Here is a 15,675-nt window from a genome sequence, read left to right on the forward strand (position 1 = left end):
CAATGGAAAAATACATTTTATCATTAGATCAAGGAACAACAAGTTCGCGGGCGATTTTATTTAACGAAAAGGGGGAAATCGTCCATTCCTCCCAAAAGGAATTCACGCAGCATTTCCCTAAACCAGGCTGGGTCGAGCATAACGCCAATGAGATTTGGGGATCGATCCTGGCGGTGATTGCCGGTGTACTATCTGAATCCGGTGTAAAGCCAGAGCAAATTGCCGGTATCGGGATCACTAATCAGCGTGAAACGGCAGTCGTTTGGGATAAGGAAACAGGTACCCCTGTCTATAATGCGATTGTATGGCAGTCCAGGCAAACAAGTGAAATCTGTGATGATTTGAAGGAAAAGGGACTTAATGATCTATTCCGGGATAAAACGGGATTGTTGATAGATGCATATTTTTCCGGAACGAAAGTGAAATGGATCCTCGATAATGTAGAAGGGGCACGACAAAAGGCGGATGAAGGCAAGCTGTTATTCGGTACCATCGATACTTGGCTGATCTGGAAGCTATCAGGAGGCAAGGTTCATGTAACGGACTATTCCAATGCATCCCGGACATTGATGTACAATATCCATGAACTGAAATGGGATGAAGAACTGCTTGAGATATTGACTGTACCAAAGTCAATGCTGCCGGAAGTAAGGCCTTCATCTGAGGAGTATGCACGTACGATCGAATATCATTTCTTCGGCCAATCAATTCCAATCGCCGGGGCAGCAGGTGATCAGCAGGCAGCATTATTCGGCCAAGCCTGCTTTAATGAAGGAATGGCTAAAAATACGTATGGAACAGGCTGTTTCATGCTCATGAATACAGGCGAAAAGGCTGTCAGTTCCGAACACGGACTATTGACGACCCTTGCTTGGGGATTGAATGGGAAGGTCGAATATGCACTGGAAGGCAGTATATTCGTAGCTGGCTCCGCAATCCAATGGCTGCGCGATGGTCTGCGGATGCTTCATGATGCCAAGGACAGCGAAGCCTATGCAAAACGGGTGGAAAGTACGGATGGAGTATATGTGGTACCGGCTTTTGTAGGACTTGGAACTCCATATTGGGACAGCGAAGTGCGGGGAGCCGTCTTTGGTTTGACGCGCGGCACATCCAAAGAACATTTCATTCGTGCCACACTTGAATCACTTGCGTATCAAACGAAGGATGTCCTTGATGCAATGGAGGCGGATTCAGGAATCGAGCTGCAGACATTAAGAGTGGATGGCGGGGCGGTCATGAATGACTTCTTGATGCAATTCCAAAGCGACTTATTACGGGTGCCTGTCGAGAGGCCGACCATAAACGAAACTACAGCATTAGGAGCTGCATACTTAGCTGGACTTGCTGTCGGGTATTGGAAGGATCAAGAAGAAATCTCCCGTCAATGGGCAGTGGACAAAACCTTTAAACCATCCATGGAAGAGCAAGATAGTGAAAAATTATATGAAGGCTGGAAAAAAGCTGTACATGCCGCTATGGCGTTTAAATAAAAAACAGGATGTATTCTTTCTCAAATGAGCTGGAGTATGCTATAATTAAATCAAGTTAATAACTCGGCCGGAGAACAGGAGAGACCATGAATGCGTTATCGTTAATTCGATAATGTGCATTTATGGTCTCTTTTTTTGTTTTTAATGGCAGATTAGGGATATGAATATCTATATAAACTATGCGAACAAATGAACCCAATGAATATAATGACCGAGTTCACGAGTAAACAGTGTGAATTCCCGAGTAAACCGCACGAATTCACGAAAAAAATAGAATGCAATACTTAAAGGAGGAGTCAGGCATGAAGTTTTCAAATATATATCGGGAAGAAACGATCGAACTTATGAAAAAAGAGAAATATGATGTGGTTGTCATTGGTGGGGGGATTACAGGTGCAGGGATCGCTCTGGATGCAACGACCCGTGGAATGAAAGTGGCTTTGGTTGAAATGCAGGACTTTGCAGCAGGTACTTCAAGCCGCTCTACAAAACTTGTTCATGGCGGATTGCGTTATTTGAAGCAATTTGAAATAAAAATGGTTGCCGAGGTTGGTAAAGAGCGAGAAATCGTTTATGAAAATGGACCGCATGTGACCACGCCGGAATGGATGTTGTTACCGATGCACAAAGGTGGCACATTCGGGAAATTCAGTACCTCCATTGGACTCCGGGTATATGATTTCCTTGCGGGCGTTAAAAAAGCTGAACGCAGAAAAATGCTTTCGGTGGAGGAAACACTAAAACGGGAGCCTCTCGTTAAGAAAGAGGGATTGAAGGGCGGAGGCTACTATGTTGAATATCGGACAGATGATGCACGTCTTACGATTGAAGTCATGAAGGCGGCTGTCGATAAAGGTGCAATACCGATAAACTATACAAAAGTAGATAAATTGTTATATGAAAATGGAAAGGTGAACGGCGTCCAAGTTGCCGATTTACTTTCAGGTGGTTCTTTTGAAATATACGCAGACAAAGTTATTAATGCAGCAGGTCCATGGGTAGATTCCATTCGTGAGAAGGACCAATCGAAAAAAGGGAAAACGCTGAAGTTATCCAAGGGTGTTCATGTGGTCATCGACCAATCGAAGTTCCCTTTGAAGCAGGCGCTTTATTTTGATACGCCTGATGGGCGGATGATCTTTGCCATCCCGAGAGCCGGTAAAGCTTATGTAGGGACTACGGACACTTTTTATGATGGTGATCCTGCAGTGCCGACCGTTACTTCCGAAGACCGTGCTTATTTATTAAAGTCCATACATTATATGTTTCCAGAAGTGAACATTACGGATGATGATATCGAATCAAGCTGGGCTGGTGTACGGCCGTTGATTCTTGAAGAAGGAAAAGATCCTTCCGAGATATCAAGGAAAGATGAAATATGGGAGTCCGATTCCGGCCTTATCACGATTGCGGGAGGGAAATTGACCGGTTATCGCAAAATGGCAAAAACGACGGTCGACCTTTTGGCAGGGAAGCTTGCCCAGCAATACAATAAATCTTACCCTGCCAGCGGCACTAAGGGAATGCCGATTTCCGGAGGGGATGTCGGGGGATCAAGCAACTTCTCCGATTATATCAAGCAACATATTCAAATGGGAGTTGACTCAGGACTCGATGTTAAGGACTCCGAAGAGATATTGGCCATGTACGGGTCCAACGCACCTGTGTTATTCGATATCGCAAAAAACGAAGGAGACGGAGGAGCAAGCAGTGGCCTTCCAAAGAAATTGTTCGTACAGCTGAAATACGCACTGGATCATGAAATGGCCGCAACTCCAGTGGACTTCTTCTTCCGCAGGACGGGGACGCTATTATTCAATATCGATTTAGTCCAAACGCATAAACATGCAGTGATCGATTATATGGCTGGATATTTTGGATGGACGGAATCAACAAAAATGGAGAGAACCAAACAATTGGAACAGGAAATATTGGGTGCGATTAGAGTATCTTGAACTATATGAAAAACATGACGCCGGCGGAATCGCTGGCGTTTTTTTCAATTAGGAAAGGGAAACCAAATAGAGATGTTAGGTTTCCTTACGCGAAAACTATTGTTTAATTCATCAAGATGAAATATAATCATTAAAACATTAATTAGAATTTTCAAAATATAAGGAGGAGTTTTATTGTCTGATTTTATTACGGCGTTAAATGGAGTTTTATGGAGTTCACCAGTCATTTATATTTTACTGGGAGTGGGTTTATTATTCTCGATTTTAACCCGTTTTCTGCAAGTGAGGCATATTAAGGAAATGGTTGTTTTGATGTTCCAAGGCAAAAGTTCGGAAGCGGGGGTTTCCTCATTCCAGGCTCTATCCATAGCCCTTTCAGGGCGGGTCGGTACAGGTAACATTGCAGGTGTGGCCACGGCTATCGCCTTTGGCGGTCCCGGTGCCGTTTTCTGGATGTGGGCCATCGCCTTCATAGGAGCGGCCAGTGCATTTGTGGAATCCACTTTAGCTCAAATTTATAAAGTCAAACAAGATGGACAATATCGGGGAGGCCCCGCTTATTATATTGAGAAAGGGATAGGGTGGAAGTGGTTTGCTGTACTTTTTGCATTTGCGGCCCTTATAGCCATGGCCATCCTTATGCCAGGTGTTCAATCCAATTCGATTGCTGCCGGGGTGGAAAATGCATTCGGCATCAAACCGGTGTTCACTGGTTTGGCAATCGTCCTTTTATTGGGCTTCATTATATTCGGCGGTGTAAAGCGGATAGCTAATGCTGCAACCTTGATCGTGCCTTTTATGGCTCTAGGTTATATATTGCTATCTGTTGTGATCGTCTTATTGAATATCACTGAATTACCAGGAGTCATCTCTTTGATATTCAGAAGTGCCTTCGGGTTGGATTCTGCATTTGGGGGGATCATTGGCATGGCGATTGCTTGGGGGGTGAAACGCGGCGTTTATTCAAATGAGGCGGGACAAGGGACAGGCGCTCACCCGGCAGCTGCGGCTGAAGTATCTCATCCAGCAAAGCAGGGACTTGTCCAAGCATTCTCGGTTTATATCGATACATTGTTCGTTTGTTCCGCTACGGCCTTTATGATTTTATTTACAGGCATGTATAATACACAAGCGGAAAATGGTTCATATATCGTCAATAATTTGGGCGATGTATCACCTGGCCCAGGGTATACACAAGCGGCAATAGATAACGTAATCCCGGGTTTTGGTGCTGGCTTTGTTGCAATAGCGCTTTTCTTCTTCGCCTTTACGACGATCATGGCCTACTATTATATTGCTGAAACCAATATCGCCTATTTAATGCGCAACCGGAATGGTAAATGGGCCATGTTCGCCCTGAAGCTCATCATCCTTGCGGCCAGTTTTTACGGATCAGTGCGTACGGCAGAGTTGGCTTGGGCATTAGGGGATGCTGGATTAGGCATTATGGTATGGCTCAATGTCATTGCCATTTTAATTCTGGCTAAACCGGCGCTTATTACGTTAAAGGATTACGAAAAGCAAAAGAAGGCAGGGGTCGATCCGGTTTTCAATCCAAAAGCTTTAGGCATAAAAAACGCCGATTTTTGGGAGAGTGAATACACCGGCGACAAGGAAAATGTTTCTTGAAGGAAAATGCCCTTAAATTAATTTAATAAACGAAATTGTAAACCTTTAGATAATAGGTGAAACATGTATAAGGAGAGAGGAAAACGGCAGGCCTGGCCGTGTTTCTTCTCTCCTTAGCTTATTGAATCTCCCGAACTCAAAAACCGGGGACGCTCTTTAAGATCTCTGCTTTATAAGCTGTAAATCGATGTAAAGCTGCATTCTCGAATGAAAGTCATCAAAATCGATTGAGGTGAGATCGGTTATTTGATTCAATCTATATTTCAATGTGTTGGTATGAATGTATAGCTGTTCAGCTGTCGGTTTGATCCGGCAATTGTTCAACAGATATATTTCCAGTGTTTGAAGGAGTTTGGTCTGGCTTTCCTGGTCCTTCTTTTGAAGAATTTCTAAATCCGTATTGATATAATTCGTTTTAGTATGATGGTTGGAGATCATTTCGAGGTAACGGAAAATCCCAAGCTTGCTATATTGGAAAGGAAGCTGTTCAGGTTTACCGATGAACTTGGCTGAGTTGATCACTTCCAGGGCTTCGAGATAGGATTTTCTTAATTGAAGAATCGAAGAATACTCATTTCCGATTCCCGGGAATACCTTTTTGTCATTGAATTGGGAAAGAACGGTGTTCGTTAAATCATTGGCACTATCGGTAAGCAGGTCTTTCCCTTTTCCGTTGCTGCCAATCAAGACGATGATCTTCAATTGGTTTGTGAATACATGGGTAAAATGATTCAATGCATTGGCGAATAGACTGACTGTATCCGCTAATTCATCGAAATGCTCCGCATCTGATTGAGCGATGGTAAAGACATTGACAAGGAAAGTTTCCGGAATGAGAAGACTCATATTGGCGGCTTCCCATTTTATTTGGTTTTCTGTTTGATAGACTTCGTCAATGACCTTTTGATAAAACTCATTTTTTTCTTCGTCTTTTTTCATGTTTATCTGTTTTTTCTGATAAAGGAGCTTGCCGATATGATGGGAAACTTCATGTAAAAATTCCAAATCGGAATCAGTCATCATTTCCGTTTCTTGGACCCAAATGAATCCGAAGACCTGTCCTTTGTGAACGGCGCTTACAACGACTCTTTGATTTAATCCGATTTCCTCGATTTGTTTCACCCTAAATGGATGCTCCACGGTTTTAAGCTGTTCGACAATGCCCTCATCCATGAATTTTTCCAGAATTGGAATCGGCCAATGCTTTGTGAAGATGGTTTGCCGATTGGCTTGGTCGAAGTGTTCGATATAATATGAACTATATGCCAGCAATAAAAATTGGTCATTTTCGATGACGACTGGTTTTTTTAAATAAGTGCTGACCATATCCGTTATATCGTTGATGTTCGTGAGAGTCAGGATTTTTTCTAATGACATATATGGCCCCCTGTTATTTTTTGAAGTATATGACAACTTAGTTTAATAATACTTTTAAAGTAATGATGTGTATAGGGGGAAGAACAAAGAAGGAACGGTATATGAAAAGATTTTCATATACCGTTCCTTTTAGGTAATTTATTATTGTTTTAATGTTCTTTCGAATTCATCGAATTGCTCTTCTACTTCTTTTGATGGTTTCGCTGTTAGAAGACTGACCAGGATGATGGCAATCAAGCTTGCGCCAAAACCAGGAATCATTTCATAAAGCGTATCGGATAATCCTGCCATGGACCAGAAAATTACAGTCCCGGCACCAACGACCATCCCTGCTAATGCGCCCCATTTTGTCATGCGTTTCCAGCATAGGCTTAGTAAGACCAATGGACCGAATGAAGAACCGAATCCAGCCCAAGCATACCCTACAAGTGAAAGAATCGTGTCATTTTTCTCCCAAGAGAGAATAAGCGCGATGATCGATATGATCAGTACAGAAAGTCTGCCTAGGAAGACAAGTTCTTTATCTGAAGCGGTACGACGGAAGAAGGTTTTGTATATATCCTCCGTTAAAGAGCTGGCTGTAACCAACAACTGCGAAGAAATCGTGCTCATGACGGCTGCCAGTATTGCTGAAATCAAGAAACCAGTAATGAATGGGTGGAACAGTATTTCCCCTAACTCTATGAAAATCGTTTCAGGATCAGCTAACTTGAGACCGTTCTGAGAAAAATACGTGATTCCGATGAATCCGGTCAGCATTGCACCAATAGTGGAGAAAATCATCCAGCCCATCCCGATAGTACGGGCTCTCTTTATTTCCTTAACAGAACTGATCGCCATAAAGCGGACAATGATATGGGGTTGTCCGAAGTACCCCAGTCCCCATGCAAATAATGAGATGATGCCTAAAAAGCTAGTTCCGGTAAAAATATTCAATAAGGCAGGATCAATGGAACGTGGTGTATCTATGGAAGGGCCGAAGCCGCCAACATGGAAAAGGGTGACGATCGGTACAAGAACCAGGGCGACGACCATGATGAGTCCTTGAACAAAGTCTGTCCAGCTTACTGCCAGGAATCCACCGAATAAAGTATAGGCAACGGTGACGCCTGTCAAGATCCATAGACCTGTATGGTAATCAAGGCCAAATGTACTTTGGAATAAGACTCCGCCGGACACCATTCCGGAAGAAACGTAAAAGGTAAAGAATATCAGGATAACCAATGCTGAAATGAGCCTTAAGATCCGTGAGCCCTCACCAAAACGATTTTCCAGGAAAGCAGGAATCGTAATGGAGTTATTGGCTACTTCCGTATAGGTTCTCAATCTTGGTGCAACATATAACCAGTTTGCATAGGCACCAAGCGTCAGGCCGATTACGATCCAGATGGAACTGAGTCCCGTTGCGAACATGGCGCCTGGCATCCCCATTAAAAGCCAGCCGCTCATATCGGCAGCTCCGGCACTTAATGCAGTGACGGCAGGGCCAAGACCCCGGTCGCCAAGCATGTAATCATTTAGATTGGTGGTCTTTTTGTAGGCGAAATATCCGATTAACAGCATGCCCGCCATATAAATGCTGATCGAAGTTATTAATGAGTAATCCATAAAAGACTCCCTTCAGGTTGATTTTTTGTTTTAAAAGAGGAAGCAACCTATTTGTCACTTCCTCCATTTAACCTCATTTTGGTTTCCGTATCCAGTATGGAAGATACATAACCATAGGGGGGTTCAAATCATCTTCAAATTGCTTAATGGAACATTATCAGAATGTTTCGGATGTTGTTTTGGCTTGCATATGAAGCTGCAAGTAGTCCGGTCCGCCTGCCTTGGAATCAGTTCCAGACATGTTGAACCCGCCGAATGGCTGATAACCTACGATTGCACCAGTACAGCCGCGGTTGAAATACAAGTTCCCTACATGGAATTCTTCGCGTGCTTTTTCCATGTTAAGGCGATTTGTCGTAATGACAGCCCCAGTCAAACCATATTCAGTGTTATTGGCAATCTCAAGAGCTTCGTTAAAGTCCTTCGCTTTTGTGAAGGCAACGACTGGTCCGAAGATTTCTTCTTGCATCAAGCGGGCTTGCGGATCGACATCAGCAACGATTGTCGGTTGAACGAAGTAGCCTTTAGAGCTATCTCCTTCTCCTCCAGTCAGAATGCGTCCTTCTTGGTTCCCGATTTCAATATAGCTCATGATTTTGTCAAAAGCAGCTTGATCGATAACTGGTCCCATGAAATGATTTTCTACAGGATTACCAACAGTAAGTTGTTTTGTTAATTCAACAGCGCGATCTAAAACTTGATCGTATACATCTTCTACAATGACAGCGCGGGAGCAAGCAGAACATTTTTGTCCAGAGAAGCCAAATGCAGATTTCACGATCGATTGAGCGGCCAATTCAAGATCTGCCTCTTTGTCGACGACGATCGTATCTTTTCCGCCCATTTCAGCGATGACACGCTTCAGCCAAATTTGGCCTTCGTTCACTTCTGAAGCACGTTTGTAAATGCGCAGACCTACATCGCGTGAACCTGTGAAGGAAATGAAACGTGTTTTAGGATGATCAACCAGGTAGTCGCCCACTTCGGCTCCGCTTCCTGGAACGAAATTCAACACACCTGCTGGAAGGCCTGCTTCAAGCATCACTTCAACGAATTTCGCAGCAACGATAGGAGTAGTCGAAGCTGGTTTCAAAAGGATTGTGTTACCAGTGACGATAGCGGCAACAGCTGTACCTGCCATGATGGCAAATGGGAAGTTCCAAGGAGAAATGATGATGCCTACTCCTAATGGAATGTAATCATAGCGGTTAAATTCTCCCGGACGGCTTTGAACAGGCACACCATCTTTAAGCGTCAGCATTTGACGGGCATAGAATTCAAGGAAATCGATTGCTTCCGCTGTATCCGCATCAGCCTCATTCCAAGGTTTCCCAGCTTCTTTTGTCAATAACGCAGAGAATTCATGCTTGCGTCTGCGAATGATGGCAGCCGCTTTGAACAAAACGTCAGCACGGATTTCCGGCTTCACTTTTTTCCAGCTAGCAAAAGCGGTAACAGCTTCCTGCATGGCTTTTTCAGCAAGATCCCTGTTCGCTTTCGATACTCGGCCGATGACCTCTTGCTTATCTGCAGGGTTATATGAAACGATTTTCTCATCAGTCGTCACTTTCTCTGCCCCGATATAAAGAGGGTAGTCTTGCCCTAAGTAGCCCTCAACAGTTTGAAGTGCTTCCTGATATGCTTTTTTGTTTTCCTCGTTTGTAAAATCAACAAATGGTTCGTGTTTATATGAAATCATTGATAATCACACCTTTTAATAGATTTTTTGTAGCAATTAATAATGTTGAATGTATATTTAGCTTCTGACCATCCCTTTGAAGGCAAAGGCAATATTGGATGGCCTTTCTGCAAGCCTTCTCATGAAGTATCCATACCAATCCAGACCATATGGTACATAGACGCGCATTTTGTAACCTTGCTTGACCAACTCGTATTGAGTTTTGTTTCTCATGCCATAAAGCATTTGAAATTCAAATTGTGTATTTGGGATGTCAAACTTCTTAGCCAGCTCTTTTGTATATTCGATGATTTTGTCATCATGTGAGGCAATGGCCGTATAATTTCCGTTAAGAAGACTTTGCTTAATCAACTTTTTATAGTTTTCATCTACATCATCCTTTTCGGGGAAAGCCACCTCGGGAGATTCCTTGTAGGCACCCTTTACGAGACGCAGGAATGGTTTATATTGGGCAAGGTCCTCCAAATCTTTCTCTGTGCGGAATAAATATGCTTGTAGAACAGTACTTATGCAGCTGTATTTTTCTTTGAACTGTCTAAAGATATCGATTGTCGCCTGACAGCGAACTTCATCTTCCATATCGATCGTGACCATGACTTTATGTTTTTCGGCTGTATCAAGAATTTTCGTCATATTCTCGATCACGAGTTTATGATCGATATCAAGTCCCAAAGAAGTCATCTTCAGAGAAACCTGTGAATCAAGTTTTTCCCTGCTGATCATTTCGATGGTTTCGATGCATTCTGCCGTCCGTTCCTGAGTCACTTCCTTAGAATCAACGAATTCCCCAAGATGGTCAACTGTAACCGACAAGCCGCTATTATTAAGTTGTTTAATGAATTTAATGGAACTTTGGAAATCAGTTCCCCCAATGATCTTTCCAGCAGCAAAACTTCCTCCGCTTTTTTTAGCAATATTATTAAGCAGATTATTTTTAGATAAAAATAAGAAAAAGTCCCTTGTAATGGCTTCCATATAAAGCGCACCCCCTAAGAAGATGTATTTCAATAAATTAAGCTTACGATTTTTCGACAATATTCTCAATGTTCTAAAAAAACAATAATAATACCTTGAATTTGTCTGTTATGGACAAATGAAAAGGTTTACATTTTTTCTTGTATGTTCGGATTAAACGAAGGTTTATATTTTAACTTAAAGAGAAACGCTATAGGTAAAGCCTTTAGCAGGAAACAATGATGTGAATGACATCAATGAATACGTTTAAAAGTGGCATCTCGACCATAATCATCCAATGCGTTATAATGAACCTTATTTAACAGAATGGGTCAATGTCCAAGAAAAAACGATAGATGAAGCAATCAGAAGTAAAATGGATGTAAATCCGTAAAATAAGTCGCATCGGCAAGCCGGGGAGGATAAGGAATGGATGCTGTACTTGAAGAACTTAGGGAAACATCAGGATTGATAATAGGATTAATTATGGCCCTGATAATATTGGGGCTGATCGGTTATGCCCTTACGAATGTACATGAATCCATTGTGTCACCTGTGGTTCAGTTCATAAAGAAAATGGTTAGTCGAAAATAGCTCGAGCGGAATACATAACCTTTTATCCCTAATCGATAACAAGCCTTTATTTAAAGAAATCCCTGCAGGGTTTGTCTAAAAGGGACAAAAGAACCGCAAGATATACATATCATCCGAAAACCCCCGCTTCTAATGGAAGTGGGGGTTTTCAGACTATAGATAAATTCGAAGGAAAACGAGTTTGTCTAAAGTTTTTTTATTTAAAAAATTTCAGTTCATTTCAGAAATCCGCTCTCTTTCCGCCGACTGGCTGCCAAGCCTCCTCGCCGCAAGCATCTGGGGGGTCTAGGCTGCCCAGTTATTCGGCAGGAGCGTCGCAAATTTCTCAATTTAGCGGGTTTCATCCGAATAAAAGCTGCCGGATGACTTCATTCCAGCAAAAGGAAAGCTTGGATATGGGATCATTTTATATGATGGATGAAGACTGAGCATCATACTAATTCGATCAACTTTGATCTGATTTACATCAATCACAGACAAAAGGAGTTTCATCCAAATTTTAAAAGCAAGTTGATTGGAATAAGTGTGCGAGGCTCCTGCGGGAAAAGCGCGTCCAAGGGCGCCAAGGGCGGACCGCCCGCGGAAAGCGAGTGCCAGGAGTGGAAAATAACGATTTAGGCAAACTCAATTATTATCGAGTTTGTCTACGACTGAAATCTGTTTTTTTATGGAGCACCATTTGCGAAGCAATATAAATATGGGGGTACTACGGTTTATGTCTATTCCGATCTATAGAATATACCTGAAAAGGAAGTGAAGGAACAGCGATCCACTGGCCTCTTGATGGATTAATGACCGAGGCTTATCAAGAGTTTTATAAGGGTGAGGATGCGTGTTCCTAAATACGAACACTTGCTGTCTCCTTAAATATTAAAATAGTCATCTGCCTTTGCATCAGCATCTATACTTCGAACCGCCTTCATGATTTTCTTTAATACTCCGGCTGACGGCACATACTTAGGATCGCTGCAAACTCTGCTTATCGTATTGCGTGAGATTCCTGATGCACTTACAAACTCCTCTTGTGTATATCCGTGCTTATCAATTAATTTACCTACCTTGCTCCGCAGCTTTCTCTTCCCGAATCTAAACATTTTGATAACCTCCTAGAATTAATTACTAACAGTCTCGTCCAACTTTCACAAAAATATACGCATAGTTTCGCAAATATTTGGTATCACGGACTTTGAAGGTTTCTTCTTGAATTAACAGGCCGATAACGCAATGACTATTCACTATAGAATAAGAAATTGTATATTATAGCGAAGGGGCAAGTTTTAGAATGAACTATGATTAACTTCCTCCATGCATCTAAAAAAGAATAATATATAGTAGCAGTAAATAATGATTAGTGAAAAATGTTATAATGCATAAGGTATCAGAATATTTAAAAATATATAAAAAAAGACAAACATAAATAAGAAAGAGGATTTTTGTTTGAAGGTATCAATTGGCCCAGCTATGTATGGAAAGTGAGGGTGGTGAAGAAGTGAATTTGGTCATTCTTTATTACCAATAAGTCAGTCCACCTTATACATTAAAGCAGATGGGGATCAAAGGCTAAACGAATGGAAATTTATGATTTGTCTCTTGAAAAACAGCTATCTACAAAATTTGCGAGAATCAATCAAGGTTCGATTGACGGAAGGGTGTATGGTTGAAGTGAATGTTGAATCTTTTTTTTCTGAAAACATTAAAGCGGCACTTAAGAATGATCCGCCCGGCGCATGGATGCCAGATCTGCCAGATGGTTGTATTCGCTTGAGTTCAGGCTATCCGGATCCTACTCTCGTTCCTGCTGAGGAGATCAAGGGAGCAGTAGCCAGACTTCTTGATGAGGAGCAGGATTTGCCGCTCCATTATCTCGGAAGTCCACGAATTGCAAGACTAAAGCAGCAAATCCAGAAAAGATTGGCAGAGCGTGGAATTTGCGTTTTGGAAGAAGAGCTTTTGATTACATCAGGAGCTTGCCAAGCGATTGATCTTATAGCCCGCATTCTCCTTGATGAAAAAGCGGTGGTAGCGGTAGAGTCTCCCACCTATATGGAGGCTTTAGAGATATTTCAAAACTATACGAAGCAGATTATCAGTATACCTATAGATGAACATGGACTCCAAACATACCGATTAAAAGAAATGTTGGATGAAAGGAAACGTACAGGTCTAACCCTCCCGCGTTTTCTATATACAATCCCAACCTTTCAAAATCCAACTGGGACGACTATGACAATTGAGCGCCGGAAGCATTTATTGGAGCTTTCCATCGAATTTGATTTCCTCATTCTAGAGGATGATGCATACGGAGAATTATCCTTCGATAAAAATCCGGTGCCAATAAAATCTATTGATAAATGCGGGCGAGTCCTCCAAGTTGGGTCATTATCAAAGGTTGTTGCGCCGGGTATGCGGATTGGATGGATAGCAGGAGAAAGTGAATTCATTAAGGTTTTAGAGTGGTTTAAAAAAGATTTAGACCATCCATTTGCTCAAAGTACAATGGCTGTATACTTAGAAAACACCGATTTTGAGAAACGACTAGACCTTCTAAAAGATGTGTATCGTTCTAAATGTACTACGTTAATCCGATCGATGGAACAATTTCTGCCAGAACCCATTTCCTGGTATATACCAGATGGTGGTTACTTTGTATGGGTGAGAATTCCAGGTGTTGATACGTCGCATTTATTATCACTGGCTCTAGCTGAGGGTGTTTCGTATGTTCCAGGGAAATACTTTTTCTTGGATCAAAACGATGGAACAGAGTTTCTCCGGCTCTCGTTCAGTTATGCCAATGAGAAAGAAATAATCGAGGGAATTCAAAGACTAGGTCAGCTTATCGCATCTTTTTTTCATGGATTGTCCTGAAGGATTATTAGTTAGTTGGTTAATTAAAATCAATGCAATCGCTCTAAGCTATTTCGAAAATAAATGTGTGAAAAAATTTGAATGCGCCTACTTCCTAAAAGGAGGTAGGCGCATTTTGTAATAAAAGGATTCTCCTTCGCGATGATTTTATCGCAAGAAATGATAAGCACCATGGATAAAGCCCGCTACTGAAGCACATCATGACGAAAGACCCGAAATGCCTTCGTTTCCGCTATACTATAAGAGAAAAATAGACAAGGGGAAAATCAAAATGACACAAAACATATATACAAAAAGTAAAGAATACGATAAAAAAGAGATTCAACGGGGAATTGTTTCATTCATGCGTGAAAAGGGCAACGAAGTTTCGAATGAGGAAGTTTCGGATTTTATCTTCAACAAATGGGGAATTCGTTTCGGACAAATTAGTCACGTTATGAACCGATTGCGTGAGGACGACGAACGGGTCATTCGCTCGGAGAAGTTGGGGTATTCGAAATTGATTGAAAAAGAATAATTGACTATAAGGCGTCCCATGTCGGGGCGTCTTTTTCGATTCATGGATTCGTCATTGAGATACGATTTCAATTGTCGACCAAATGACAATTGAAACCTATAAAAACGGCAACATCGTAGGTATTTAACTTAAAAAATAACCGAACTGGAATTTTTTATTCACTTTGTTTTTTACCCGAATTACATGACAGATTCATGTTATTATCGGTTTTAATTCGGGGTATATTTCTTCTTTCTGATCTCATACTAAAGATAAGAAGGAGGGGTATCCATGGCAAAACGAACAAAGAAAAATGATGCAGACCAAAAGAACAAACAAGGAATTGATTCAAGCAAAACTGATTCGGAATTTTCTCAGGAATTTGGCAGTGCAAACGCCAATCAAGCACATAAAAATAAAGCAAAAAAAGAAAAAGCATCTAAAAATCAAGGTGAGTGGAAAGGCATGCATTAATTAATGCTTGCCAGACTCGACCTAATGATAAGTGATGCCTGCACCGAGTACAAACTGTTTACTGAACTTTATGTAAAGGAGCTTATTAGATGACTCAATCTAAGGGACAACAAGAACGCCAATGGAAAGATCGTAAACAATCGCAGAACCCACATGGTAAGGTAAGATCATTTGAACAATTAGCTCAAGATATGGGCAAAAATGAATCTGAAACTAAGTAAAGCTGTTTTAGAATGAGAGGCTATCCCAAGTCTTTCCGGATTTAGAAGATAAAACAATTTAGTGTACTGAAAGTGCTCAAATTGTGCAAACTTCAATAAATGGGCAGGTCCACGGAATATAAAAAGAAAAAAACCCTTGCTACACAAGGGTTTTCGAGTATGGAGCATAGCGGGATCGAACCGCTGACCTCTACGCTGCCAGCGTAGCGCTCTCCCAGCTGAGCTAATGCCCCGAATTGAGGTACAATAATTATTTTAACGAATTTTCGGGAAAAGTCAATAACAAATATGAGATTTTTGCAAAAATAAT

13 protein-coding genes and 1 tRNA gene are annotated in these 15,675 nt (G+C 41.7%); 8 read left to right on the forward strand and 6 right to left on the reverse strand.

All coding sequences use genetic code 11. The features are described 5' to 3' along the window. Positions 1-2 precede the first annotated feature (2 nt). The 3 genes from glpK (at position 3) to QFZ73_RS14070 (ending at position 5,077) form a co-directional block, all read left to right on the forward strand. The gene (gene glpK / locus QFZ73_RS14060) at positions 3-1,493 is read left to right on the forward strand and encodes a glycerol kinase GlpK (protein WP_307267119.1); all 1,491 of its coding nucleotides are present in this window, start codon (positions 3-5) and stop codon (positions 1,491-1,493) included. 302 nt (positions 1,494-1,795) lie between these two features. After that, positions 1,796-3,448 carry a glycerol-3-phosphate dehydrogenase/oxidase gene (locus QFZ73_RS14065; protein ID WP_307267123.1) on the forward strand — a complete coding sequence of 551 codons (1,653 nt, stop codon included), beginning with the start codon at positions 1,796-1,798 and terminating at the stop codon, positions 3,446-3,448. Positions 3,449-3,622: 174 nt separating this feature from the next. Beyond that, positions 3,623-5,077, forward strand: coding sequence for an alanine/glycine:cation symporter family protein (locus tag QFZ73_RS14070; RefSeq protein WP_307267126.1), 1,455 nt, complete (start codon positions 3,623-3,625; stop codon positions 5,075-5,077). A gap of 156 nt (positions 5,078-5,233) precedes the next feature. Here QFZ73_RS14070 and QFZ73_RS14075 read toward each other — a convergent pair whose 3' ends face one another. The 4 genes from QFZ73_RS14075 to QFZ73_RS14090 all read right to left on the reverse strand — a co-directional run bounded on the left by QFZ73_RS14075 (position 5,234) and on the right by QFZ73_RS14090 (position 10,736). Beyond that, positions 5,234-6,454, reverse strand: coding sequence for a PucR family transcriptional regulator (locus QFZ73_RS14075; protein WP_251437364.1), 1,221 nt, complete (start codon positions 6,452-6,454; stop codon positions 5,234-5,236). A gap of 141 nt (positions 6,455-6,595) precedes the next feature. Next, a complete protein-coding gene (gene putP, locus QFZ73_RS14080) occupies positions 6,596-8,062 on the reverse strand; it encodes a sodium/proline symporter PutP (protein WP_307267130.1) in 1,467 nt (488 codons plus the stop codon). A gap of 157 nt (positions 8,063-8,219) precedes the next feature. Further along, positions 8,220-9,761, reverse strand: a complete 1,542-nt coding sequence (gene pruA / locus QFZ73_RS14085; protein WP_251437363.1) for an L-glutamate gamma-semialdehyde dehydrogenase — start codon at positions 9,759-9,761, stop codon at positions 8,220-8,222. A 57-nt stretch (positions 9,762-9,818) separates the two neighbouring features. Then, entirely contained in the window at positions 9,819-10,736 is a 918-nt protein-coding gene (locus tag QFZ73_RS14090) for a proline dehydrogenase family protein (RefSeq protein WP_251437362.1), read from the reverse strand. 408 nt (positions 10,737-11,144) lie between these two features. Between QFZ73_RS14090 and QFZ73_RS14095 the strand changes: the two genes are divergently transcribed. Beyond that, positions 11,145-11,309: a hypothetical protein gene (locus tag QFZ73_RS14095; protein WP_251437361.1), complete on the forward strand. Its 165-nt coding sequence runs from the start codon at positions 11,145-11,147 to the stop codon at positions 11,307-11,309. A gap of 863 nt (positions 11,310-12,172) precedes the next feature. Here QFZ73_RS14095 and QFZ73_RS14100 read toward each other — a convergent pair. Continuing rightward, positions 12,173-12,403: a helix-turn-helix transcriptional regulator gene (locus QFZ73_RS14100; protein ID WP_207440688.1), complete on the reverse strand. Its 231-nt coding sequence runs from the start codon at positions 12,401-12,403 to the stop codon at positions 12,173-12,175. A 568-nt stretch (positions 12,404-12,971) separates the two neighbouring features. On the opposite strand from QFZ73_RS14100, the gene QFZ73_RS14105 reads away from it, so the two are divergent. The 4 genes from QFZ73_RS14105 (at position 12,972) to QFZ73_RS14120 (ending at position 15,365) form a co-directional block, all read left to right on the forward strand. Continuing rightward, positions 12,972-14,174: an aminotransferase-like domain-containing protein gene (locus tag QFZ73_RS14105; RefSeq protein ID WP_307267143.1), complete on the forward strand. Its 1,203-nt coding sequence runs from the start codon at positions 12,972-12,974 to the stop codon at positions 14,172-14,174. A gap of 271 nt (positions 14,175-14,445) precedes the next feature. After that, complete coding sequence (locus QFZ73_RS14110) at positions 14,446-14,691, forward strand: hypothetical protein (RefSeq protein WP_251437357.1); 246 nt, start codon at positions 14,446-14,448, stop codon at positions 14,689-14,691. Between the two features lie 270 nt (positions 14,692-14,961). Further along, positions 14,962-15,144 carry a hypothetical protein gene (locus tag QFZ73_RS14115; protein ID WP_307267148.1) on the forward strand — a complete coding sequence of 61 codons (183 nt, stop codon included), beginning with the start codon at positions 14,962-14,964 and terminating at the stop codon, positions 15,142-15,144. A gap of 89 nt (positions 15,145-15,233) precedes the next feature. Beyond that, on the forward strand, positions 15,234-15,365 hold the full coding sequence (locus QFZ73_RS14120; RefSeq protein WP_251437356.1) for a DUF6254 family protein: 132 nt from the start codon (positions 15,234-15,236) through the stop codon (positions 15,363-15,365). Between the two features lie 160 nt (positions 15,366-15,525). Here QFZ73_RS14120 and QFZ73_RS14125 read toward each other — a convergent pair. Then, positions 15,526-15,598 (reverse strand) — tRNA-Ala (locus tag QFZ73_RS14125). Positions 15,599-15,675: the final 77 nt, after the last annotated feature.

It is taken from the genome of Peribacillus sp. V2I11, assembly GCF_030817135.1.
Taxonomy (GTDB): Bacteria; Bacillota; Bacilli; order Bacillales; family DSM-1321; genus Peribacillus; species Peribacillus simplex.